The organism is Prevotella marseillensis, from assembly GCF_900625065.1.
GTDB classification, from domain to species: Bacteria; Bacteroidota; Bacteroidia; order Bacteroidales; family Bacteroidaceae; genus Prevotella; species Prevotella rara.
Genome location: NZ_UYXY01000001.1, coordinates 3,068,854 through 3,092,250 on the forward strand (window position 1 = coordinate 3,068,854; position 23,397 = coordinate 3,092,250).

18 protein-coding genes and 1 pseudogene are annotated in these 23,397 nt (G+C 51.1%); 7 read left to right on the top strand and 12 right to left on the bottom strand.

The features are described from left to right. Positions 1-143 precede the first annotated feature (143 nt). From EJL04_RS12290 to EJL04_RS12305, 4 genes are all read right to left on the bottom strand, one after another. On the bottom strand, positions 144-3,386 hold the full coding sequence (locus tag EJL04_RS12290) for a DNA primase (protein WP_125105118.1): 3,243 nt from the start codon (positions 3,384-3,386) through the stop codon (positions 144-146). Then, positions 3,383-3,586, bottom strand: a complete 204-nt coding sequence (locus tag EJL04_RS12295) for a MerR family transcriptional regulator (RefSeq protein WP_087331214.1) — start codon at positions 3,584-3,586, stop codon at positions 3,383-3,385. The genes EJL04_RS12290 and EJL04_RS12295 overlap by 4 nt, the downstream gene beginning before the upstream one ends. 77 nt (positions 3,587-3,663) lie before the next feature. Next, positions 3,664-3,978, bottom strand: a complete 315-nt coding sequence (locus EJL04_RS16650; RefSeq protein WP_125105119.1) for a hypothetical protein — start codon at positions 3,976-3,978, stop codon at positions 3,664-3,666. Between the two features lie 11 nt (positions 3,979-3,989). Continuing rightward, positions 3,990-4,181: a hypothetical protein gene (locus EJL04_RS12305; RefSeq protein ID WP_087207580.1), complete on the bottom strand. Its 192-nt coding sequence runs from the start codon at positions 4,179-4,181 to the stop codon at positions 3,990-3,992. A gap of 145 nt (positions 4,182-4,326) precedes the next feature. Between EJL04_RS12305 and EJL04_RS12310 the strand changes: the two genes are divergently transcribed. Then, on the top strand, positions 4,327-4,791 hold the full coding sequence (locus EJL04_RS12310) for a helix-turn-helix domain-containing protein (protein WP_022384518.1): 465 nt from the start codon (positions 4,327-4,329) through the stop codon (positions 4,789-4,791). 565 nt (positions 4,792-5,356) lie between these two features. Here EJL04_RS12310 and EJL04_RS12315 read toward each other — a convergent pair. After that, positions 5,357-6,276 (bottom strand): annotated as a pseudogene (locus tag EJL04_RS12315) (IS982 family transposase). A gap of 142 nt (positions 6,277-6,418) precedes the next feature. Between EJL04_RS12315 and EJL04_RS12320 the strand changes: the two are divergent. The 5 genes from EJL04_RS12320 (at position 6,419) to EJL04_RS16510 (ending at position 12,254) form a co-directional block, all read left to right on the top strand. Next, positions 6,419-7,561, top strand: a complete 1,143-nt coding sequence (locus tag EJL04_RS12320) for a retropepsin-like aspartic protease (protein ID WP_125105120.1) — start codon at positions 6,419-6,421, stop codon at positions 7,559-7,561. Between the two features lie 116 nt (positions 7,562-7,677). Next, positions 7,678-7,905 carry a hypothetical protein gene (locus tag EJL04_RS12325; RefSeq protein WP_125105121.1) on the top strand — a complete coding sequence of 76 codons (228 nt, stop codon included), beginning with the start codon at positions 7,678-7,680 and terminating at the stop codon, positions 7,903-7,905. A gap of 407 nt (positions 7,906-8,312) precedes the next feature. Continuing rightward, positions 8,313-9,653, top strand: coding sequence for an MATE family efflux transporter (locus tag EJL04_RS12330; RefSeq protein WP_125105367.1), 1,341 nt, complete (start codon positions 8,313-8,315; stop codon positions 9,651-9,653). A 232-nt stretch (positions 9,654-9,885) separates the two neighbouring features. Then, on the top strand, positions 9,886-10,476 hold the full coding sequence (locus EJL04_RS12335) for a Crp/Fnr family transcriptional regulator (protein ID WP_125105122.1): 591 nt from the start codon (positions 9,886-9,888) through the stop codon (positions 10,474-10,476). A gap of 797 nt (positions 10,477-11,273) precedes the next feature. Next, positions 11,274-12,254: a flavodoxin gene (locus EJL04_RS16510; protein ID WP_206429380.1), complete on the top strand. Its 981-nt coding sequence runs from the start codon at positions 11,274-11,276 to the stop codon at positions 12,252-12,254. Positions 12,255-12,265: 11 nt separating this feature from the next. Here the strand turns inward: EJL04_RS16510 and EJL04_RS12350 are convergent, their stop codons facing one another. The 3 genes from EJL04_RS12350 to EJL04_RS12360 are packed head-to-tail and all read right to left on the bottom strand — an operon-like array spanning position 12,266 to position 15,794. Further along, the gene (locus tag EJL04_RS12350; RefSeq protein ID WP_125105123.1) at positions 12,266-12,664 is read right to left on the bottom strand and encodes a hypothetical protein; all 399 of its coding nucleotides are present in this window, start codon (positions 12,662-12,664) and stop codon (positions 12,266-12,268) included. Positions 12,665-12,720: 56 nt separating this feature from the next. Next, on the bottom strand, positions 12,721-14,610 hold the full coding sequence (locus EJL04_RS12355; RefSeq protein ID WP_241209995.1) for an AAA domain-containing protein: 1,890 nt from the start codon (positions 14,608-14,610) through the stop codon (positions 12,721-12,723). A gap of 20 nt (positions 14,611-14,630) precedes the next feature. After that, a complete protein-coding gene (locus tag EJL04_RS12360; RefSeq protein ID WP_125105124.1) occupies positions 14,631-15,794 on the bottom strand; it encodes an MFS transporter in 1,164 nt (387 codons plus the stop codon). Between the two features lie 156 nt (positions 15,795-15,950). Between EJL04_RS12360 and EJL04_RS12365 the strand changes: the two genes are divergently transcribed. Next, a complete protein-coding gene (locus EJL04_RS12365; RefSeq protein WP_420899303.1) occupies positions 15,951-17,129 on the top strand; it encodes an IS4 family transposase in 1,179 nt (392 codons plus the stop codon). A 396-nt stretch (positions 17,130-17,525) separates the two neighbouring features. Here the strand turns inward: EJL04_RS12365 and EJL04_RS12370 are convergent, their stop codons facing one another. From EJL04_RS12370 to EJL04_RS16405, 4 genes are all read right to left on the bottom strand, one after another. Continuing rightward, positions 17,526-18,209, bottom strand: a complete 684-nt coding sequence (locus tag EJL04_RS12370; protein WP_164511763.1) for a response regulator — start codon at positions 18,207-18,209, stop codon at positions 17,526-17,528. 73 nt (positions 18,210-18,282) lie between these two features. Continuing rightward, a complete protein-coding gene (locus tag EJL04_RS12375; RefSeq protein WP_125105126.1) occupies positions 18,283-20,058 on the bottom strand; it encodes an ATP-binding protein in 1,776 nt (591 codons plus the stop codon). A 151-nt stretch (positions 20,059-20,209) separates the two neighbouring features. Then, complete coding sequence (locus tag EJL04_RS12380; protein ID WP_125105127.1) at positions 20,210-22,816, bottom strand: hybrid sensor histidine kinase/response regulator; 2,607 nt, start codon at positions 22,814-22,816, stop codon at positions 20,210-20,212. A 328-nt stretch (positions 22,817-23,144) separates the two neighbouring features. After that, positions 23,145-23,303 (bottom strand): hypothetical protein, encoded by a 159-nt coding sequence (locus EJL04_RS16405; RefSeq protein ID WP_021855864.1) that lies wholly within the window; start codon positions 23,301-23,303, stop codon positions 23,145-23,147. Positions 23,304-23,397: the final 94 nt, after the last annotated feature.

The following is a 23,397-nucleotide window of genomic DNA, read 5'->3' on the forward strand; positions in this document are numbered from 1 at the left end:
AGGCCTGACCATATCTGAAATGTCCCTAAAGACAAATGTGACATTACAACTTTTCAAGAATTAGGCATCATATCAAGGGAAGGCGGTCGCAAAGACGGTTCATGGATTATAAAGCAAGATGAGGAATAATGAACTGTTTCATTTCATGAGACCTCATTTGCTAAATCCATCTCGTCTTGAACCATTTCCGTTTCAAGGTCAAGCCCAAACATATCCTTCAACTGTAAGTAGTCGAAACACAACGCTTTCGGACGGTTGACCTTGACTTTCTTAAGCTGTTGGCCGCCTGACACCTCTATCGTGTAATCCGGCAGACCATTTGGCAATAGTATGGTGAACCTGTCCTGCTTCAGTCCAAGGAATGACGGATGCGATTTGAGGTAGGACATGATGGTTGACCAGTTGGAGCGGTTGGCCGTGGCATTTTGGTTACGGCTATTGAACAGGGAGGCCACAGCTGCCATATTCAAGTAAAGAATGGGACGTGCTTCCATGAACTCGATTTCTTCCTTGGCAGCCAACGGACGGAAGCTCTTCAGGTAACGGATGCGGTAATGCGCTTTCTCTACGCACTTACCCATCGTCTGGAAGCCTTGCAGCATGTTCCAAAAATCGGCAACTTCGGAACTTTCTTGGGCTAGCTCGTTCTGGACACGTATTCCTTTGACGGCGGTATCGAACAGGCCGGTATAGCTGAAAGGCACATCCAGCACGGTTTCCAACGTGCGGAACGTGGCCAAAGGAATCACCCAGTTACCGAAAATGCGGTCATGTATCGTCTCGTCTTCCATCTTGGCGGCCAACTCATGCTTCACGATGGAGTAGGTATCCGAAAAGTTCTTCTCGAACAACTCCCGGTGATTCAGTATCTCTATGGTCAGGTGTGTCAGTCCCAAGTTGCACAAGGCTACCAAATCTTCATAGTGGCTTTTCTCCTTTGGGCTGAACGAGGTCTTGGAAAAGGCAAGGAACAGGACACGGGTGTAGAGTGCCATGTCCTGCGTGGGCTTATCCTGTCCGCAAAGCACCACACCCGTACTGACAATGGTCTGCGCCGCCATGCCGTCCGTACCCGTGTTTTTCTTTGTCTGACCGCCACCACCCCAAAGCCCTTTCAGATAGGCTATCTTACGGATGTCAAGGTCGTTCTTGTACTCATCAAGTACCACGAGCGTATTGACCGCCTGCGACACCCGGTCGTTCATAGCAGGTACGGAAGTGACACCAAGGTTTGGTGGATCCACTCCGTGTAGAAAGAACGCCTGCAATGAAGTGGCAAGCGTTGTCTTTCCTGTTCCCTTTTCACCGAAGAGGTTTAGAATAGGGAAATGCCTCGTGCGGCGGAAGATTACATCCCGGAACAGGGTGGACAGCAGATAGCAGAAAGCAACGGTAGCGTTCTCTCCGAATACATCCATCAGTTGTTTCACATAATCGTATAACTTTATGCCGTTACGGTTCTCGTGCACCATCAGACGCTCGAACTGAAATATCTCCGGATTGTAGATGTAGATTTTGGACATGGCAGGAATGTAGTACGCCTTTCCGTTGATGTCACGGACAATGCCGAGGTCATCCACAGCTTGAAATTTTCCATTGACAAGAAGTCCATTCCCAAAGGCGAAGAAACCTTCTGTGGCGTTCCATCCTAATTTGCGCACCCGTTCCGCTGTATCGGTTTGGGAGTACAAGTACTCCTTGACACGGTTGAGCTTGTCGATTTTTGCCAACCACACATAGTTGCCCACGGAGCCGACCTTCTGCTGGAAGCTGTTTAGCGAACACAATTCGGATTCCCTCAGCTCAATGACACGGCATATATTATAGGTGTTGCGCATCCTGAATATGCGTGTGCCGTTGTTCTCGTCCTCGATGTGGAACAGCGGTTCCATGATGAAGTTGGAAATCCTTGACGGCTCCTCGTCGTCATCCCCGGTGGCGTAATAACAGTTCTCCCGAATGAACAGCCCGTGTTGGCGCAATAATTCCGCTTCACGCTGCCTCTCATCCATCGGTGTGAGTTTGTCCTGCCTTTTCCGCGCCTCTCCACGGGCTTGCGTTACGGCATCACGCCACAATTTGGCTTTTCCGTAGATTTTGGCCAGTTCGTCAATACACTGGTTAAACACCAGCTGGTCTTTCACATAGCGCATCAGGTCGGCTATCTCTGACACGCATTTCCGTTCTTCCACCAAAGAATCCGCTACAAGAAAGCGTTTCTGTGCCAGCCAGACAATAAACAGCCTTTCTTTCAATGAGATGTAATCCTCCCGGCAATGAATGAAGCTGTCGGCGTCGTTCTTTCCGGGTTTCACTTCCCGGCCTTTTTTACCGTCGGGGATTTCGGCAAACGGCAGTTCCCTGACGGTTACATGGAAGCCTTTCCTGACTGCGGCTGTCCCGTTTGCCATGACCGCCTCAAACCCAGGACCGAAGGGTTTGCCGTCACTGACATCGGAATCGGGGATAAAGCATAATGAAGAGGTGTATTTTTTCAATAGCTCAAACTGGCTGTCCGTCCATGCTGTACCCAATGCGGCCACGGTATTGTCGTAGCCGACGGACTGCATACGCAGCACGTCGGGCGCACCCTCCACGATGATGAAGTACTCCGCATTGCGTTCACGGCTCGCCCTGTTTATACCGAACAGGCATTCCCCCTTGGCATACACCGCGCTGTTTGGTGAATTGATGTATTTCGGTGCTTTCGGATTGTTTCCGATGTAACGGGCGGTATAAGCGATGATGCGTCCCCATCTGTTGCGTATGGGAATCATTATCCTGTGTCTGAACATGGCATAGACACGACAGTCATCTCCGCGCCGGAGCAGACCCAGCTCGAAAAGTACATCCTCGTCCAGTCCTTTTGTCCGGCAGAACTCCATGAACGCACCTCCGTCACGCGGCGCGTACCCGATACCAGCAACCGAACAGAACTCTTCCGGCCATCTTCCATAAGCATATTCACGGGCAAGGCGGCTTTCATCACTGTCAGGCATCAGCAGGCTGCCTACAAAGAAGTCCTGTACATGGCCGAGTATGGCAAGAAGCGTTTCCTTGTGCTGAATCTTTGCGACTTGCTCCTTGTCCTGTCCTTCCACATACTCAATGGGAATATTGTGCCGTCTGGCCAGGAACTCGATGGCTTCCATGAAGGAAAGGTTCTCTTTCTCCATGATGAATGTGATGGCATCGCCGCCACGGTTACAGCTGAAACAGTGGAACAGGTTCTTTCCCGGACTGACAGAGAAAGAACCTGTCCGCTCCTCATGGAACGGACAAATGCCCATCAGGGTCGAGCCTTTCCTTGACAGCCTGACATACGGCTCCAATACATCCCCTATGGCAAGCTCCCTGACCTTGTTGATTGTTGACTCGCTTATCATAAGGTGGTCAGAATTTTCCAACAGTCAATTATGGACTGGCCGGAGTATTTTGGACGGCTGGCATTATCGGGATTAAGCGGCTTGATATAGCCGCTTTCCTTATATTTTCTAAGCGTCTTGTAACTGACACCCAGTTCCGCGCAAGTACGCTTGACCGAATAAACCCCTTCAGGGTCACATGTTGGTACTAATTCTCTCATCCGCTGTAATGTTTTATCGTATGCCTGTTCCGTATGTCTCATGAATTACAGTATAGGCATATCCTGATATTGTTTTCTTATTTATTTTTATCTAAACTATTTTTGTTTATATCGGAAGAAGTATTATCGAAATAGTCCTGAACCGTGCGTTGCAGGAGGCGGAGGTCAGCCGTCCTGTATTCCACTTTGCCAGGTCTCTTGTAGCATACCACTTTCCCTTGCCGTCTCCATCTTTCGACATTCCGGCGGCCGAACATCTCGTAAGCCTTCCTCTGGCTGACAAATTCCGGATCTGCATTGTCGGATTTCAGGTATTTGACAATTCTTGCCGCAAGATCGTTCAGGAACGTGTCATAAGGGATTAGGCGGTCTAAAAACTGGAGGAACTGCATAAATCCAGGATTTACAAGGTACGCATTACGGTAATGGTCTGTTTCTCCCTGTCCGTCCGTGTCTTGAACTGACGGTTGTAGATGGCACCAAGTTCCGAGGCTTGGGTTCGGACGCTTTTCAGCCTGGAGATGTGGAAGGTGATTTCATCGCCAACTTCGAGTGCGACAAGCGCGGGACGGATTTTTTCCATGTTTTCTGCCATAATATTTGTTTGTTTAATGATTAATGTTTAACTTTGTAGTCACTAATTCAATTTGTATCATCGGCAAAATAACATAAAAAGGTTTATATAGCCAAATATTTGTTTGATAATTGTTGATTTAATATTGCAATTTAAGGTTTGACCCATGAATATAGATATAAAAGACGTACATGTGGGACAGGCTATTGACCAACGCCGCAACGAACTCGGCCTTTCTAAGTCCGAACTTGGACGCAGGCTTGGCATCCCCCAACAGCATATCAACCGCCTTCTGGAAAGGGAGACGATGGAGACCAAGCGGCTTGTCAAGGCTTGCAAGGCGTTGGACTTTAATTTTTTCGCCTTGTTCTGCCCGGTCAACCCCCAGATATCCGCATACCTCGCGGCAGTAGCATTGGACGGGGGAGATGCCAATAACAACATTGGCGATAGCGGACTTGCAGCCCAGCTTACCGCCGAACAGACCAAGGTGGAAAACTTGAACGGCACTATCAAGCTACTGAAGGAGCAGATAGATAGCCTGAATGCACAAATTATCCGTCTGGATTCCAACCTGAAGGACAAAGACGCAATTATAGAACTACTAAAAGAAAGGAGGCAAAATATGTAGCATTAAATACTGTGGTCAATATGATGATTGGCACATAGTAGCGCAGAATGTTTACACCAATATCGGTAGTTAGCTGATTTTCATATATATATTGCTATCATTTCGACTGCTATTGAGTTTGGATATTCGATGGGAACTCGATAAGAGAAATCAAATTCACGAGACTGTTTGCTATTTGTTTTCTACATAGTACATAACTCATTGAATATGAATATCTAATTAGAGTGGCCCAAGCAGCTGTAGAGGATACTCTATAAGAAATCTGCTTCTTTAATTTATATAGTTAAGACAAGCGTTTTCCATTTGTTTTCCCCAAACACTTAGATGACTGATTGTCAATATAATATTAAAGCGGCGCAGGCTGCTATGTGTCGTTCCTTGGAGCCATGTCAGCTGTGTCATATAGGCATGTCATGACCTTTTGCCGTGTCGCGTTTCTTAGGCTTTGCGCATGTCTTTTTTGTGGTTCATCCGATGTTTCGAGTGATATGTTAATAAGTTAGCGGAATTAATCTAATGCATACTAAATTCTGCCAATGGGCTTGTTGTTGATAAAGTTTACATATTACAGAATGGTAAGTGCACTATTTTGCTAGTGATTTCGGCAAACAAACCATCTGTTATTTTTGCATAATTTCTGATGAACATGAACTGATTTGTTAGTTGCGAGAATATAGTTTCTATTCTTTTTTCTTGCTCTTGCAAATGGAACGAATGTCGGTTTTCAATTCTTTTGGTTGAGCTGATATGGACATTTCAGTCTTATATGCTGTTTCGAATAGATCAAATTGCACATCAGTTTCTATTATCCCTTGTATCCGTGTATGCCGCAATTGTGATAATCTGGCTTTAATCCTTTATGTAATTGAAATCAACCGTGCTTGCCTTAGACAAATCGTATGAGTGGATAACTTTACTTAACCCACAGAGTGCGTGTAATTTATATCCGAAATAATTAGCGTTTTGAAAAGTATAAAATCCAAAGTCGAGAGCTTGTGAGAACTCATCGGTTCGTCCCGTTTTTACAATGCTTACTCCTTGAAACGCAACAAACTTGTATTGGCATGGAATCTACAAAGAAATGTTTCTTTCCATTATTCATTTTCATGGCGATATTCTTACGTATTTCTTCACATAAGCCTGTGGCTTTCTTCCTGCGGTCATTGAACTGTTTTTGGATATGAGATTGTGGATTCTGTATTTGTATTCCTGTAGCTTATACTCAAATAGCCATTTCTCTCTGTCAATGCTTTCCGTTTCGGCTGTCAAAGACAAGGCTATCACTTCCAAATCCGAAAACTTATGGATTGGACTGCGATGGGGTATATTGTTATGTTCATTGACGATATTTTTATAGTATTGCTTGCATATCTAAAGTATTTTTACGAATTTTGTATGAAGATTGTACATACGATGACTGAAGCTTAAAGGCTTAGGCATCACTAAGTTACTAAAAAATAACGATATATGCAACTTATTATTCATGTTTATCAAAGTAAATTAATTTCGCCAACGGCTAAATCAATATAATTCTAATAAATTAAGATACTAGAACAAGTGATGTTTTTAGAAAGATTGAAGTAAGAAAAAATATTAATTAGTTTATAAAAATAGAGGAAAATAGGAAATGAAAAGAATAATGTTATTAATTATTTTGTTTTGTTCTTTTTTGAACTCATTAATTTCTCAGACAATAATAAAAATGGAAGAGAGTAATGGTGTATATAAGATTCCTTGCATAGTGAATGGAGCAAGAATGAAGTTTATTTTTGACACTGGTGCCACTTCTGTATCAATGTCAAAACAAATGGCTAACTATCTATTAGAAAACGAATATATTTTGAAAGAAGATGTTATAAGTTCTGGCCAATCGTCCATAGCTGATGGAACAATAGTTGACCACGTTGTAATAAATTTAAGAGATATTGAAATTTCAGGTTTACATTTACACAATGTTAAAGCTGTTGTGTTAGATTCTCAAAATGCACCATTGCTTCTTGGTCAAAGTGCAATACAGAAACTTGGTAGATTTGAAATAAACGGAAATATTCTTAAAATATTAGATGAAGGCAAGTTAGATGAAAATCAAATAAAACAATTATTTACAGATGCTTTTAATGCATTAGATAATGAATTATACACAAAAGCAAAAGAGTGTTTTGAACAATTATATTTGTTGGGAGAACTATCTGATTATGGAAAGTATGAATATGCTCGAACATGTATGCGTTGCAAAGATTATGTAAAAGCCTATTCTGTTACTAACGAAATAAAAGATTTTGATTTTTTCAAAAAAAATGACATTAATATATTTTTCTTGTTGGGATGGGTAAATGAATACAATAACAAGTATGATGATGCCATTGTATATTATAAAAAGGCTTTTGATTTTCCTTCTGCTACATACGAAGATAAGGCTGGATATGCAGAATGTATGGCATTTATTTATAAAAAATTGAAAGATTATCAAAATGCTAACAAAAACTATCAAATGGCTATATTATGTTATGGGTATGAGTATGGAGTTAATGACCAATATATATTTGATGACTGCTTTGGTAAATTGGATAAAAATAAAAAATCCTATAGAAACGATAATATAGACAACTGTGTTTTTAATTATATAGAAACGGCTTATGATGCTGGCGTATATAGTAATAAAGATTATTTATATTCTATTTGTCTTTTAGCGAAAAATCAAAATAAGTATGCAATTAAAAGGTGTAATAAAGCACAAATTGATTTTGATGAATTTCTAAATGGATATTAATTTTTATTCGAAATACGCCGATTTTATAGTACCTCTTTCAGAAGTCTACGGCATGTATAGTGTATTAATGTGTTTGTCAGCAAAATAAGTATTAGTATAAACTTAAAAGAAAAGTTATGGAATTAAACGAATTGAAAGAAATATGGCTGTCTACGTTTCCTAATAGTAGCCATACAAATGACGTAAAACGTTTTATACGTTATGCTTTAGAACTTGCAAAAGTCAACGGTTCACTTAATCATGCAGAAATGAGCGCAAGAGGCATCAGCCCTCGTCGTATAGAGGAATATCAACGTCAATACGAATTTTTACGAGATGTCCTTGAAGTTCTTGATGAGAGATAAGATGAACGCATACGATACGTTATGCATTTTTTTGCATAACGTATCGTGAAAATATTTTCGTTATGAGAGAGCATTTTTATAATGCTTTGATGACTTATGTGTAAATTCTTACAATTTTTTATTTTCTTAGAAAAACACCTGAAATGAAATAACGGTATTCTTTATACAGTAAATATAAGTAAAAACAAGTATATGTTTGAATAGGAGAATAAACAAAAAGAGTACAGATTTATGCCCCTGTTTATCCTTTCGGCAGCCGTTGCTGCAATGTTTTTCGTGTGAAAAACATGCTTTTTCAGTTATTAAATCCCCCGTCAGCCGCAGAAATTACCAATTGTTAACTGCCTTTCGTTTTTAAACACTTACTTTTGCGCCCCGATATCAACAACTAACAACCGTAAAGTATGATGAAGGACAGTATAGATTTCGGAACAACAAAGGTGTCAAGCCTTTTCAGCAAGCTGCTCATGCCCACGTTGCTCGGCATGGTGTCGTCGGCCCTTTTCGTTATTACCGACGGCATATTCGTTGGCCGCGGCCTTGGCAGCGATGCTCTGGCGGCGGTGAATATCGTTGCGCCGCTGTTTCTTATAAATACCGGCATCGGACTTATGTTCGGCGTGGGCGCATCGGTGTTGGCGTCTATCCATCTGTCTCACGGCAAGCCGAAGACGGCGCGCATAAACGTCACTCAGGCCGTGATAGCCCTCAGCATGCTGGTGGCGGCGTTCAGTGCGCTCATCGTGTGGCGTGCGCCCGGCGTGGCATGCCTGCTTGGCAGCTCTGAGCGTCTGCTCGTGCCTGCCGTCGAGTATATCTACGGCGCCGTGCCGTTCTTTGTGTTCAGCGCCATGCTCAGTGCCGGAATGTTCTACATAAGGCTCGACGCCTCGCCGCGCTACGCCATGATGTGCAACGTGGTGCCGGCTCTGCTCAACATCGTTCTCGACTATCTTTTTATCTTTGTGTTCCACTGGGGCGTGATAGGCGCGGCCGTGGCCACCAGTCTTGGCTATATAGCCGGTGCCGGCATGGTGCTGTGGTATATGCTGATGATGGGGCGCACCATAAAGCTATGCCGTGTTAAGACCCATCTGCGCAGTCTGCGAATGACGCGCCGCAACGTGGGCTATATGTGCCGTCTGGGCTTCCCGTCGCTGCTCTGCGAGGCGGCCATCGCCACCATGATGTTTGCCGGCAACTATGTGTTCATAGCCTATCTCGGCGAGGACGGCGTGGCGGCCTACAGCATAGCGTGCTATGTGTTTCCGATAATCTTCATGGTGTATAACGCCATAGCGCAGTCGGCTCAGCCCATACTGAGCTACAACTACGGCGCGCGGCTCACCCGGAGGGTAAGCTCTGCCTTGCGCATGGCTCTGTTTACGGCCCTTGGCAGCGGCGTGATGTTTCTGCTGATAATGTATTTCTTCGCGCCGGACATAGTGTCGCTGTTCATTCCGGCAGGCTTTCCTGCCAACACGATAGCTGTGGGCGGCATGCCCCTGTTTGCGCTGGGCTTCGTGCCGTTTGCCGTCAACATCGTGGCCATAGGCTATTGTCAGAGCGTTGAGCGCGACGCTGCCGCCATGTTCATCACGGCCATGCGCGGCTATGTGCTCATGCTGCTGTGCTTCTGGCTGATGCCCAAGCTGTGCGGAGTGAGCGGCATATGGCTTGCCGTGCCCGTGGCAGAGCTGCTTACGTGCGTATTAATCTTTATGATGTATTTGAGAAATCGGAAATGATTTGCTACCTTTGCGGCTGTCTATGGCCTTATGGCGGCGGCTGCCGCGGCCTGTCGCTGTCCGTGCTGACTTGGCCGGGATGAATGCAGGTGCAGGTGTGCTGCCGTGCTGTCAGGCAGCGGTGCCGGCGTAACGGGCGTCTGCACGCACGACGGCTGAATGCCCGGTGCCGGCCGTTGGCTGTGGGATATTCGGGCAAAAGGCATGCCGAACGATTTTAATACGTGTGATTATGGAAACTTTTGAGGAGTGTCTGTGCCGGCGCAGCGGACTCAGCATGAGCGACGTTGAGGCTCTCAAGGCGCACATGACACGCATGGAGATACAGAAGGGCGACACGCTTGTGCGCAGGGGAGGGCGCAACACTGACATATATATTATAGTGGACGGGATATGGCGCGCGTCGTATGTCAATTCCGACGGCAACGACATAACCCTGTGGTTTGCGTCAAAGGGCGACCTGCTCTTCTCGTCGTGGTGCTTTGTGGGCAACATGCCGTCGATGATAGCGCTCGAGGCCATGAGCGACGGCGTTGTCTATGGCATAAGCCGCAGCGACGCCGAAGACTTCTTCATGTCGTCGGTTGAGGCTGCGCGCATAGGCCGCAGGCTCTATGAGAAGGAGATTTTCGAGATAGAGCGGTGGCAGCTCAGCAGCGGTGCGCCGAGGGCACGCGAGCGATATGAGACTCTGCTGGACGAGAAGGCCGAACTGCTGCAGCACGTGCCGCTGAAATACATCGCCTCGTATCTGTTCATAACGCCCCAGTCGCTCAGCCGCATCAGGGCAGAGATGGCGCGCGGCAGGAAGAAGAGACACTGACTCATGGCGGACGTAAACCCATGTAGGCAATTATGCCCCATACGGTTTTATCTTTTATGTATATTCCTGTGTTCAGCCGTCTTTCAGTTTTCAGTTCCCCTTCTTTCGTCCGTTTCCTATTGACATAGCCTGCCGTTCATGCTGATAACAAGACGAAATACAGCTCAATATAAAGCAAAATGCAGACCTAATCATAGCGCCTTATGGCGGTTAACGTGTCAGGCTGCATCACGATGACAGTGCGCCCACCTGCGGAAGTTTATGCCGCAGGCGGGCGCACTTATTTCAGCTGTTTTTCCACGGCTGTTTGCCCGTTTTGCAAAAGCTGTCCTTTTGCGCTGCAATATGTGGCATATTGGCGCCCGAAAGGATAGCTTTCGCATCGCCGTTTGCCGCCTTTTGCGCGGTGATGCCTGCCGCCGTCGTGTGTCGGTGCCGCTTGGCAGCATTGCCGGCCGTCTCCGTTGCCGCTTTTTCATGCTCAGAGTCTTGTTTCTGATGCCCACATGATGTTCCCCAAATGTCAGTCTTCCGCACTGCCTGATGCGCCCTTTCAGTGCCGCCGAGGCAGGATTACATGGGGGCAGAACACGGCAAAAGACAGTGAAGACGGCGTTTTCCGTTTTTTGGGTACATTTATCTGTAAATAATATACCATGCCGCATGCAGGAATATAATAATTTTGTAGCGTCAGAAAAAGGCATGCTCCGCAGCGCTCTTAATCGAGTGACGCCATGCAGGGGCATAAGCCTGAAGAGACAGCAAGAGCAGTTGTTGAACCAAAAAACTATGTAAGTATGAAAAAGTTTCTTTATTATGTCGTTGCGTGTTGCCTTGCCGTATCGCATATCTCGTGCGCCAAGGACAACGGCAGCGACGCCGCCGGCACCACACCGGCAACGCCTGGCGGACAGGCGGACGATGTAATGGTGGTGTACTTCTCGCAGACCGGCACCACCGAAGGCGTGGCGCGCCACATAGCCGACATAACCGGCGCAGACACATGGCGCATTGAGGCGGCAGAGCCTTACACCGCGGCAGATCTCGACTACAGCAATCCGCAGTCGCGCTCGTCGCTCGAGCAGAACGACCTCGACGCACGCCCGGAGATCAAGGGCAGCGTGCCCGACCTGAGCAAGTGCCGCACGATATACCTTGGCTACCCCATATGGTGGGGGCAGGCGCCGCGCGTTGTCTACACCTTCGTTGAGAGCTGCAACCTCAGCGGCAAGACCGTCATACCCTTCTGCACGTCAGGCTCGAGCGGCATAGGCTCAAGCGCAACCCTGCTGCAGGCGCTCGCGCCTGCAGCCACATGGACCGCAGGACGCAGGTTTGGCGCAGGCACTCAGCGCAGTGAGGTGGAACAATGGATAAAGTCGATGGAAACCGCAACAGATGAAGACAACAACATAAATTACAGCAAGATGAACATAAAGGTGAACGGCCGCACCCTCACGGCCACAATGGCAGACAACAGCTCGGCAAGAGCGCTGATAGACCTGCTGAAAGAGGGCGACATCGTGATAGACATGAGCGACTACGGCGATTTTGAAAAGGTGGGCAGCCTGGGCCACACGCTGCCGCAGAACAACGAGAACATAACCACGGAGGCTGGCGATCTCATTCTGTATCAGGGCAACAATTTCGTTATCTACTACGACACCAACACGTGGAACTTCACGCGTCTGGGCAAGATAGACGGCATAAGTAAGGCAGAGCTTAAAGAACTGCTCGGCAAGGGCAACGTAACTGTAACACTTTCGGCACGCAAGTAAGCGTGCCTTTTTTATTTTCCGCCGCTGTATATCATCTTTGTTATCGCGCCTATCTTGTTCTGTCGGTCGATGGAGAAGGTGCGGCTGTGGGCGTCGATAAACCTGAACAGGCTCAGGGCCATGTCTAGCTGCTGCGTCCTGAACGGCTCGGGGCGGTCGTCGGTCTCGGCATAATACAGCTCGGCAAGCATCTCCATGCGGCTTATGCGCTCCTCCTCGGGATACTTTTCGAACGATGACATTATCTCGTCATGCGTTGCCGTGTGATAAAACTCATACGAGCCGAAGTACTGGCGGAACAGGTCTTCGGCCGTCTTGCGGCGCGCTCCCGCCTCGTTCTTCTCGAGATAGCGCTGAAGCGCCGCCATAAACTCACGTATAAGTCGCGAAATGTAGTCTCTCTGAAGCATGTCTTCCTTTGTTTGTTATGTTTCGATGTCAGCTCTTTCTGATGTCTTTATGCTGCCTAAATGCCGGCAGACTCCTGCACGTAGCCGTACAGCTCCTTGTAGAAGGCGTGGCGAGTCATGGTCTGCACGCTGCCAACTATTATCAGTTTCATGCGTGCCCGGGTTATTGCCACGTTCATGCGGCGCAGGTCTGACAGGAAGCCTATCTGCCCGTCGTCGTTCGAGCGCACGAGCGATATTACGATGATGTCGCGCTCCTGCCCCTGAAATCCGTCAACGGTGTTCACCGTTATGCAGCCGCGGTAGGGCTTGAAGAACTCCGCCTTGCGCACCATGCGGCGCAGCAGCTGCACCTGGGCGCGGTAGGGCGAAATCACGCCCACGTCGATATGCTCGTCGGCTATGCGCTGACGGCCAATCTTGGTGAAGTAGTTTTTAAGGGCTTCGAGCGTCAGTTCGGCCTCAATCTTGTTTATCCTGCCGAAGCTCTCGCCCACAAACTCCTCCTTAGCGTCGCTCTCCGACGTGTCTATCCATGTTATGGGGTTGTCGTAGTCGAGTATGCCGCGGTACTTAACCTCGGGCGCCGACTCCACGCGTCCGTCGTAGAACCAGTTGCTCGAGAAGCGCATTATCTGTTCGTTCATGCGGTATTGCACCGTCAGCAGCGTAACCACCGACGGCTTGCGCGCCACGATGCGCTCCATGAGCGTTGTGCCCAGTCCGCCCTTCAGCGCGGCAATGCTCTTCACCGTGGGCGGAAGCTGACAGTGGTCGCCCGCCAGCACCACGCGCGATGCCCTGCGTATGGCTATCCAGCATGCAGCCTCGAGCGCCTGTGCCGCCTCGTCGATGAACAGCGTGCCGAACTTCTGCCCTGACAACAAGTGGCTTGCGCTGCCCGTAAGCGTTGAGGCAATGACCTTGGCCTCGCCGAAGAGCTGCGAGTTTATCCTCAGTTCGAGTTCCACGGCACGGCTCTTCAGACGGTCCATCTTCTGGTGCCAGCCGTTGTCGCGGCGCTTGCGCTCCTGCCGCAGCTTGCGTATGGCCTGGCGTATGCTCCACAGCTGCGGATAGTCGGGATGAGCCTCGAAGCGGCGTTCGTAGGTAAACGACAGCATCTTGTCGTTCACCTTCGTCGGGTTGCCTATGCGCAGCACGCTTATTCCGCGGTCTACGAGCCGCTCGCTAATCCAGTCTACCGCCATGTTGCTCTGTGCGCACACCAGCACCTGGCTCTCGCGCCGCAGCGTCTCGTATATGGCTTCAACGAGAGTGGTGGTCTTTCCCGTGCCCGGAGGTCCGTGCACAATGGCCACGTCCTTGGCGCGCAGCACCTTGTTGACAGCCTCCTGCTGCGCCCTGTTGAGCCACGGAAAGCTTATCGGGGCAAAGCTCAGTTCGGCAGCCGGCACGCCCGAATAGAACAGGTCGCGCAGATAGGCAAGGCGGTTGTCGCGTGCGCCTATCACACGGTCTAAAGCCTCGAACATAAGCCGGTAGCTCGTCTCGTCGAAAAACAGCTGCACGCCCAGTCCTTCGGTGGCCTGCAGCTCTGCCACGGGTGCGTTGTCGGGCACGGTGACCACAAGGCGGTCGCCGTCGGCATAGCTCACCGTGCCGGTGAAATCAAAGTATCTTATTGACTTGCCTTCTGCAGCCTCGCTCATGCGGAAGAAGCACACGGGGCGTCCGAACTCGAAGTTGTGCTCAATGTCGGTGTCGGCAGTGCGCACAACCTCGACAGAAAGCTGGTTGAGCGAATTGTAGTAGCTGCGCACGAAGCGCAGCGGATGCCACGCGTCGCCACGCTTCACCTTGCGCGCCAGTCCCGTTGTCTCGGTCTGACGGCGGAAGGCCTCCTTCTCGCTGTTGTACTCTATCTCCAACAGCAGGCGTTGCTGGCGCAGGGCCTGAACGGATGATGACTGAATGTTGTTCACAGATGCAAAGTTAACAAATTTCAGTCAACGGCAGCGCTTCGGCGCTCATATTTGCGGCAGAAACAGATAAAAGCCACGAGTCCCATGACGACGAAGGGCACGCCCACGAGCGCCGACCAGCGCGGAGTGGCCCCGTGCTCCATGGGCAGGCCGCCGCAGAAGGCCCCTATGGCGTTGCCCAGATTGAACGCCACCTGTATGGCAGCGCCGCCAAGCAGCTCGCCGCCCGGCGCATGCTTAAGTATAAGAAACTGCTGCGGACTGCTCAGGGCAAACAGGCAGCCCGTGCACACCACCATCAGTGCGGCCGATATCCAGCCGTAGCCGGCCAAAAGGAATATCAGCAGCAGCGTGGCTATGGTTATGGTCTGCGTGACGGCGGCCACATGTCCCGGCCGATGACGGTCGCACAGGCGGCCGCTGATAAGGTTGCCCGCCACCATGCCGAAGCCTGCGGCTATCATCAGTGCCGACAGGGCCTCATGAGGGAAGCCTCCCACCGACGTGAGCAGCGGACTGACGTAGCTGTACCAGCAGAATATGCCGCCGTTGCCCAGCATCGTGGCGGCAAGGATGAGCCATGGCGCGCCGTGGCGAAGGAAGGCAAACTGATGACGGAAGCCCTCGTCGGGCAGTGCACCCACCGACGACGGAATCCACTTCCACACATAGTATATCACGATGATGCTGATGAAGATGAGCAGCATGAACGGGAAGCGCCACGATATGTGCGAGCTGAGAGCCGTGGCAAGAGGCACGCCGAAAAGATTGGCCACGGTCATGCCCGCCACCATTATCGACACGGCACTCGTCTTGTGCGCCTCGTCGGCCAGCTTTACTGCCACGATGGACGCCACGCCGAAATAGGCGCCGTGGGGCAGACCTGAGATGAAACGGGCCACGACAAGCATGACGAAGCTCTGCGCCATGGCCGAGAGCGCAGCCCCGAAGAGGATGAGGCCGGCAAGAAACAGCAGCAGGCGCTTTAGCGGATACTTGTGGAACGCCACCAGCAGAGGGGCGCCGCAGCACACGCCCAGGGCGTAGGCCGATATGCAGTGGCCGGCAGTGGGGATGCTGACATCGAAATAACGCGACACATCGGGCAGGATGCCCATCATGACAAACTCGGCTATGCCCAAGGCAAGTGTGCCGAAGGCCAGAGCCACCAGACTTTTCTTCATTTGCTTAGCTTTGATTATTTATCCTGAAACACTGCTGTCCAAAGAAAATATCTTAGACATGATTTAAATTAATCGTTTACAATGAGTTACGCGAATATTATTTTTTCGAGATTTGATTTTTTACTTTTGCAAATCGTATTGCAAGAGGCGGAAATCATGAATCAGGGAAAGACCGTATTCGCTCAGATTATGTCGCTCATACCAAGATATGAGTTCGACAAATGCGTAAAGAGATACAATGGCAACAGACATGCCATCGGGTTCAAATGCAGAGACCAGTTCTTGGTGATGAGCTTTGCCCAGTTCACCGACCAGATTAGCCTCCGCAGCATTGATGCAACACTGGTTGCACTGTCTTCCAAACTCTATTCGAGTGGGATAAAGTATATCCAGCGTTCTACCTTGGCCCATATTAATGAGACAAAGGACTGGCGTATATACTATGACTTTGGGCAGATTCTGATTGCCTGGGCAAGGGAACTGTATCAGAATGAGCCTTCCCGACTTGACGTGGACGGCATCGTATATGCCTTTGATAGCAGTACAATTAAGTTGTGCCTTCAGCTCTGTCCGTGGGCACGCCTGCATCATGACAAAGGTGGAGTGAAGATGCATACGCTGTTGGATTTGCGTGGTTCCATACCAACCTTCATCTATCTGACAGAGGCTGCTGTCCACGACTCCAAGGCTATGAGCCTGATTCCTGTAGAGCCGGGCAGTTACTATCTCATGGATAAGGGCTATGTTGACTTCAGGCAGTTGTTCAACCACTTCCATCGTCAGCAGGCGTTCTTCGTAACAAGAGCCAAGGACAACATGAAGTATGAAATGGTGGAGGAACGCCTCGTTGACAAGCACACTGGTGTTATTAGTGACTCTGTAATCAGACTTACCGGTCCTAGAACCTCCAAGTGGTATCCTGAAACTCTCCGTATGGTCGTTTATGAAGATTATGCTACAGGCAATGTCTATAGATTCCTGACCAACGACTTCACCCACTCCTACCTGACTATCGCAGAGCTCTATAGGGAACGCTGGCAGGTGGAATGTTTCTTCAAATGGATAAAGCAGCGGCTGCATATCAAGTCGTTCTATGGTACGAGCCAGAATGCGGTTTTCTCGCAGATTTGGATTGCCATCTGCGACTATCTGCTGCTTGCCATTGCAAAGAAAGTGTATAATGTCGATCAAGATCTTTATATTTTATCGTCCGCTATAGGGAAAGTTCTCTTCGAGAGGAAACCCTTAGGCGAACTATTCGTTAAACCAAAACGTCCGATGAAAAACTCCGATGATGGTCAGTTGACTCTATGGGAAAATTTCTTTGGACAGTAGTGATCCTGAAAAACGCATGCAAAGTTAATGCAACTGCATTAAAACGCAAAGCCGCCGCCCCCTCATTTTTGCGCCACGGGCAAAAATCTTGACATAGGCCTAAGCCGCCTGATGGCGTAGGGCGAGAAATGAGATAACCATGAAGGCGCAATGCCGCGTGCCCGTGTCTGCGTATAGGGGCAGCCGCAGGCAGCCCAGTACATGCCGCTGGAAGATGCCGCTGAAATGTAAAGATATATTACCGGGCACGGTCGTGCCGCCCAATATGTGCCCTTTCAGGGGCTGAAAGGTGGCCTTTTACAACGCAAAACACGGCCTTTTGCAGTGCAAAAAGCCGTGTTTCATAACATACTGGATATCAAAACATTACGTCGGCTGCCAACAGCGGTGCCGGTGTCAGATGTTCTTGTCGTTCTTGTTGCCCTTCACTATCTCCGAGGCGTTGATGTATCCGCGGTCGATGGCCTTCACTATCAGGTCGGCAATGTTGCGCGCGCCCAGTTTCACGAAGAGCCGCTTGCGGTGGGCTTCAACCGTGTTTTCAGATATGAAGAGCATGTTGGCTATCTCCTTCGAGGTGTATCCTCCGGCTATCGCCCTCAGTATGTCGGTCTCTCTCTCCGACGGATGCTCTATGCGCTGCGTGTATCTCGATATCTTGCGCTTCACTCCCGGGCAGAAATACTGCTCGCCGCACATCACGGCCGCTATGGCGCTGACCATCTGCATGAAGTCGGTCGACTTGAACAGTATGGCGTTGACGTCCTTGTCGAGCATGCGCCTTAGCAGCCATATCTCCTCATGTATGGTGTTGACTATTATCCTTGCCCCGGCGTGGCGCGAGCGTATCTTGTCGATGAGCTCAAAGCCGTCGATGTCGGGCAGGCCTATGTCTATTATGTATATGTCGAAGCTGTGGCGGCCCATGGCGTCAATCAGGTCGGCCGCACAGCCAAACGTCTCGACGTTTTTGGCGTTGCAGCCCTGCATCAGACTCTTGAATCCCTCAAGAATCAGCGCGTGGTCGTCAACTATTGCAACCGACAGGTCCTGCAGCAAATATTTTTGTGCCTCGTTCATCGGGGCAAAATTATACCATACATTCATATTTGCAATAACGGAAATCCGTGGTTTTTTTAAGAAATTTTATGTCTTACGGCCTTGTCTTCTTTTCGGGCAGACTGCTTATGGTTAGTCTGACGGTGGTGCTTCCGCCCTCGCTCTCCGTGGTTATCTGTCCGTTGATGGCCGCCGCTCGCTGCCTCATGGTGCGCCGTCCGATGCCTGCCGATGCGTGCTGCTGTGGCTGTCCGTTGTCGCTCACGGTCAGACTGAGGCTGTTGCCTTCAAGCCTCATGGCCACGTCTATGCGCGTTGCGCCCGAGTGCTTCATGGCGTTGGCCACGGCCTCCTGCGCTATGCGGTATATCTCGAGCGCCGTAGCGTCGGCCACCCGGCTCCAGTCGGCATCTTCGGGCACGGCCTCATACGTTATCTCACACTGCCCTGCGCCTGCCGCCTGACACAGATAGTCGTCGAGCACCATGCTTATGTCGGCATAGCTGAACTCCGGCGGCATCATCTCGTGCGATATGCGCCTCACCTGCTCGCGGCAGTCGTCGAGCATGGCGGCCTGTCCTGCGGCGTCGCCGTTGCCCGCGGCAATCTTCAGCTGCACGGTGTACAGGCTGTTGCACACGCCGTCGTGAAGTTCGCGCGCCAGTCTTTCGCGCTCGTTCTCCAGTCCGTCCACATACTTCTGCATGAGCCTGCGGTCGGTGTCGGCCTGCAGCCTGCGAAACTCCTCGGCCTGCATGCGCGCCCTGCGCCTCTGCCTCATGATGTAGACCACGGTCAGGGCAGCCAGCACCGCCACAACGAGCAGTCCCGTGCTGACATACATGCGCGTCTCGGCCAGCTCGGCCTTCTTCTGCGCCAGCTCGAGTTCCTTCTCCTTGGCCTGATATTTCACGGTAAGCTCGCGCATGCTCTCGGCCTTCTGGCTCTCAAACAAGCTGTCCTTCAGGGCCACGGCCTTGGTCATGGCTCCGTAGGCCTGCTCCCACTGTCCGAGGCGTGCGTAGGCCTCGTGCATGTTGTTGTAGCAGTCGTACACCACGAAGGGCATCTGCTCTATGCCCTTGATTGTCAGAATCTTCTTGAACAGCGGCAGCGCCCCGCGCCAGTTTTCGTGATTTAGTTCAATGCTGCACAATATCTGATAATATGCCACGAGCGTCATCGTCGATTCCACCTTGGGCTCCAGCGTGCGGCACCGTCCGCGCCACATGTCTGCCCCCCGCCTGTCGCCCAGTCTGTCGGCCGTGGCCACCATATATGCCGCCGCGCTCATGGCAGCGTCGGTCTGTCCCAGCTCCATGGCGTAGCCGTAGCTCCGTGTCAGCATGTCGGCAGCCTTGTTGTTGTCGCCCGCCATGAGAAACATCAGTCCGTTCTGCGACAGCATCTGCGCCTTGAAGGCCTTGTCGGCACACTTCTGCGTCCAGTCTACCGACAGTCCGGCGTAATACATGGCCTCCTTCTTGTGCTGCATGTCTATGTGCAGCGTGGCGAGGTTGAGGTAGAGGGCAGCCGCTTCCTGGCGTGCGTCCTCGTCGGCTTTAGCCTTAAATTCGGCAGTGGTGCAGAGCTTCATGGCCTCGTTATAGTGTCTGAGCGCCTCGTCGGTCTTGCCCATGGTGCGCAGATACACGCCCATCGACGAGTTAATGCCCACTATTGCCGTGGTGTTGCGGCTTTTCTGTGCCACGTCGAGAGCCTCGCGCGCCACTATAAGTGCCGAGTCGTTCTTTCCGCCGGCATGCAGCGCGTCGGCCTTCTGCCTCAGTTCACTGAGCTTGTCGGCAGCCGCCAGAGGCACAACAGCCATCATTGCGGCCAAAAATAAAATCAGTCGTAATCCTTTCATGGTAATAACAGGTTAGGGTTCATTAATATAAGGCTTGTCTTAATAGCAGCAATAAAGAGGATGGCACGCACATCAGGCGCGGAGCCTGCGTGCCGTAGTATGTTCTGTGGGCGTGCGCAATAACAGCCGTTGCACACGCCTCGGCCGGCGGTTAGCCAAGAGTCTTTATCTCTTCGTCGAGCTCACGCCTTATCTGGCGCATCTCGCCGGCTATCCTTTCGCACATTTCCGCCATGTCGGCGTCGGCCACGCTGCCTATGTGTTCGGGCGACAGGGCCTTCAACTCGTCGACAGAGCGCGCCCCTATCATGGTCAGCATGGGCAGCGCCTTGTGTGCCACGCGGCTTATGGCGGCGCGGTCGGGCCCTGCCTTGGCCTTGTCGAGCGTGGCCATATGGCCGTCTATCTCGGTCATGAAGCTCGAAAGAATCTCGCGGCACGCCTCGTTGTCGCCTGCGGCAAACTCGGTTACGGCCCCGAAGTCGTGCCCTCCGGTCCTGCTGCCGTCGTCGTCTCCCGTGGCATCAGGTGCCTTGTCTGTGCGGCATTCATCGCCGTTGCCGTCTTCATCGGTGCCCCCGCCGCCGTCAGCATCAGCCTTTTCGGCAACCGTTTTGCCGACATCAAGTTCAATGCCTGTGGCAGCCTGGAGCGTGGCACACAGGCGGTAGGTGTTGAACGGCTTGAAAAGGCACGCGTCGAAGCCAGCCTCCAGCAGTCTTGGCTCTATGCTCGGCTCGTGCGCCGTCATGGCTATGAGCAGCGTGTCGTATCGTCCGGCTATGCGGGCAGCCATCTCCGTGCCGCTCATCTCTGGCATCTCTATGTCTATGAAGAACACGTGCGGGCGCAGGTCGGCAAGCTGCCTCAGTGCCTCGTCGGCATGGCTGCATGCCGTTATGTGCCATCTGCCGCCCGAAATGCCCGTGAGCATCTCGCGCAGAAGCTGCAGCTGCAGGCGGTCGTCGTCAACAATCAGTATGCTGATTCTGTCGGCCGTCATGCCCTCAGGCCTGTGTCCGGGCTTTCTGCCGGCGCCTGCCGGCCTGCTTTCGGCAGCCGCTGACCCGTCGTCGGCTATGCCGTTGCCATTGAACTCAAGCGGCAGCGACACATGGAACGTTGTGCCCTTGCCCTTGACCGACTCGAGCGTGATGCGCCCTCCGAGCAGAGTGGCCAACTCGCGGGCTATCGACAGGCCCAGGCCCACGCCCTCGGTGCCCTGCGCTCCGGGCAGACGCGTGAAGGCGTTGAATATGCGGCGCGCCTCCTCGGGCGTCATTCCGCGTCCCGTGTCGGCCACATCCACCTGCAGACGGCTGCCCTGCATGTGCGCCGATATGGCTATGCTGCCCTGGTCGGTGTATTTAAGGGCGTTGCTTATAATGTTGTCGAGTATCTGCTTTATGCGGAAGGCGTCGCCCAGACACAGGCGTGAGCCGCATCCGGAGGTGTCGCTCTCGACGGCAAGACCCTTGGCCCCGGCCTGCGGACGTATGCCTTCGGCACAGCTGTCGACGAGCTGTCGCGGACTGAAACTGACGCTGCGCGTCTCCACCTTGCCGCTCTCAAGGCGGTGATAGTCGAGCAGTGCGCTGACCAGATGGAGCAGATGTGTGGCAGAATTCTTGATGTTGCTCAGGTAGGATGCCGCCTTTCCGTCTCTTACATATTCGCCGAGCAGCTCTATGAAGCCCGATATCGAGGCTGCCGGAGCCTTTATGTCGTGGGTGATGGTGAGCAGCAGACGCTCGCGCTGCGCCATTATGCGCTCCGTCTCGGCCTTTGCCCGCTCGAGGTTCTCGTTGTAGATGCGTGCCCTGCGCATGTCGCGCCTGACGTAGAGCAGCAGCACCACGGCCGACATGACGGCCACCAGGGCAAGCGATATTATCTTGAGCATGACGCTGCGGCGCCCCGACAGGTCGGTGTCTATAGCTGCCTGCAGTGCGCGGTGCTCCTCGTCGCGTATGTCTTCGAGCAGCTGCTCTATGCGCCGGGCCAGCTGCACGCCCACCAGCTGCTGCGTCTGCCGCTTCTCGTCGAGCTGCTCCTGGCGTGCCCTGCGCGCCTTCAGTTCCTCGCGCTTAATCTCCTTGAGCACTCCGGCCACGGTGTCGGCTATGTTGATGCTGTGGCGTGCAGAGTCGGTTACGGCCTTGCGGCTGCGGTTGCTCACCTGTATGGTGTCGGCATGCTGCTTGCGGAAGGCGTCGGCAAGGCGTGCAAAGAAGCCCTTCTTGCTCTTCACGATGTCGTAGACCACCTCCTTGTTCTCCTGCACTTCCACGGATTTAGGATGTATCACAACCGAATCTTGCCCCTCCTGCAGCTTGATAACTTTCTCGCGGAAAAACTTGTCAGGGTTGTTTCTGGCCATCTCGTCTACAATCATCAGCGTGTTTTCGCGCTTCAGCAGGAGCATGCTGCGCAGCGAGTCGATCTTCAGGCATTGCGAACTGTCGCTGACCATGGCCTTCAGCGAGTCGGCCAAAGCCATGGTCTTGCGGAGCGATGCGTCGAAATTGTCGAGCTCGTCGGTGTTGCCGAGGCACAATGACCTCTCGCAGTTGTCGGTTTCGAGAAAGCAGTAGATAAGACTGTCAACCACGTCGCGCCGCTCCATAAACTCGCGCTCGGCCTTGTCTATCTGCATGAAGGCCCTGGTGTTGCCGTAGACCAGCCACACCGCCAGGGCGAGCACCAATATTGCAAGCGTGTATCCCGCCGCTATCTTAAACTGTACGCCTGTCTTCATCCGTTTCAAGTATTAGTCCAAGCGCAGACTTCAGCGCTGCCTGCGCGTCGTATTGCATGCCAACCGGGCGTGCCGGGAGCAATGTCCCATTTTTGCAAAGATAAAGTAAAAATATGTCAACGATGCATTATTTTGGCAAAAATAACCGCAAAATGTTCACTTTTTGTAAGTTTTATGCCTTTTTTAGTATCACCTTCGGGCATGATGCATATAAACAAGGCAAACCCCGTCAGCTGGCTGTTACAGCTTCCGGGGCTCGCTTTTGAGATAAAACGCCTTATCTCCGAAAAAATGAATTAACCTATTATTCTTGTCTTAACCGAACTTTTTATTCAGCTGTAGCTACTGTGTCTGCAGGAGCGGGAGTTGTTACTGTTGTGTCTGATACTACTGTGTTCTGTACTTTATTTTCGTTCTGACCTGCAAATACGTTGCTAACTGAAACCAATGCGAGAGCTGCTACTGCAGCGAAAACTAACTTTTTCATAATGCTTTCTTTTTTTATTGTTAATAATTTTATTTTCAACGTTCTCGCTTATTCATATTGCAACAGCCGTGCCAAACTATGCCAGAAGCAGCTA

Bases quoted from the DNA above. Each gene is read 5' to 3' on its own strand.
- EJL04_RS12365 (WP_420899303.1), top strand. From the start codon at position 15,951: ATGAATCAGGGAAAGACCGTATTCGCTCAGATTATGTCGCTCATACCA.
- EJL04_RS12330 (WP_125105367.1), top strand. From the start codon at position 8,313: ATGAAGGACAGTATAGATTTCGGAACAACAAAGGTGTCAAGCCTTTTC.
- EJL04_RS16650 (WP_125105119.1), bottom strand. From the start codon at position 3,978: ATGCAGTTCCTCCAGTTTTTAGACCGCCTAATCCCTTATGACACGTTC.
- EJL04_RS12325 (WP_125105121.1), top strand. From the start codon at position 7,678: ATGGAATTAAACGAATTGAAAGAAATATGGCTGTCTACGTTTCCTAAT.
- EJL04_RS12310 (WP_022384518.1), top strand. From the start codon at position 4,327: ATGAATATAGATATAAAAGACGTACATGTGGGACAGGCTATTGACCAA.
- EJL04_RS12375 (WP_125105126.1), bottom strand. From the start codon at position 20,058: ATGAAAGGATTACGACTGATTTTATTTTTGGCCGCAATGATGGCTGTT.
- EJL04_RS12380 (WP_125105127.1), bottom strand. From the start codon at position 22,816: ATGAAGACAGGCGTACAGTTTAAGATAGCGGCGGGATACACGCTTGCA.
- EJL04_RS16405 (WP_021855864.1), bottom strand. From the start codon at position 23,303: ATGAAAAAGTTAGTTTTCGCTGCAGTAGCAGCTCTCGCATTGGTTTCA.
- EJL04_RS12350 (WP_125105123.1), bottom strand. From the start codon at position 12,664: ATGCTTCAGAGAGACTACATTTCGCGACTTATACGTGAGTTTATGGCG.
- EJL04_RS12320 (WP_125105120.1), top strand. From the start codon at position 6,419: ATGAAAAGAATAATGTTATTAATTATTTTGTTTTGTTCTTTTTTGAAC.
- EJL04_RS12305 (WP_087207580.1), bottom strand. From the start codon at position 4,181: ATGGCAGAAAACATGGAAAAAATCCGTCCCGCGCTTGTCGCACTCGAA.
- EJL04_RS12295 (WP_087331214.1), bottom strand. From the start codon at position 3,586: ATGAGAGAATTAGTACCAACATGTGACCCTGAAGGGGTTTATTCGGTC.
- EJL04_RS16510 (WP_206429380.1), top strand. From the start codon at position 11,274: ATGAAAAAGTTTCTTTATTATGTCGTTGCGTGTTGCCTTGCCGTATCG.
- EJL04_RS12290 (WP_125105118.1), bottom strand. From the start codon at position 3,386: ATGATAAGCGAGTCAACAATCAACAAGGTCAGGGAGCTTGCCATAGGG.
- EJL04_RS12360 (WP_125105124.1), bottom strand. From the start codon at position 15,794: ATGAAGAAAAGTCTGGTGGCTCTGGCCTTCGGCACACTTGCCTTGGGC.
- EJL04_RS12335 (WP_125105122.1), top strand. From the start codon at position 9,886: ATGGAAACTTTTGAGGAGTGTCTGTGCCGGCGCAGCGGACTCAGCATG.
- EJL04_RS12370 (WP_164511763.1), bottom strand. From the start codon at position 18,209: ATGAACGAGGCACAAAAATATTTGCTGCAGGACCTGTCGGTTGCAATA.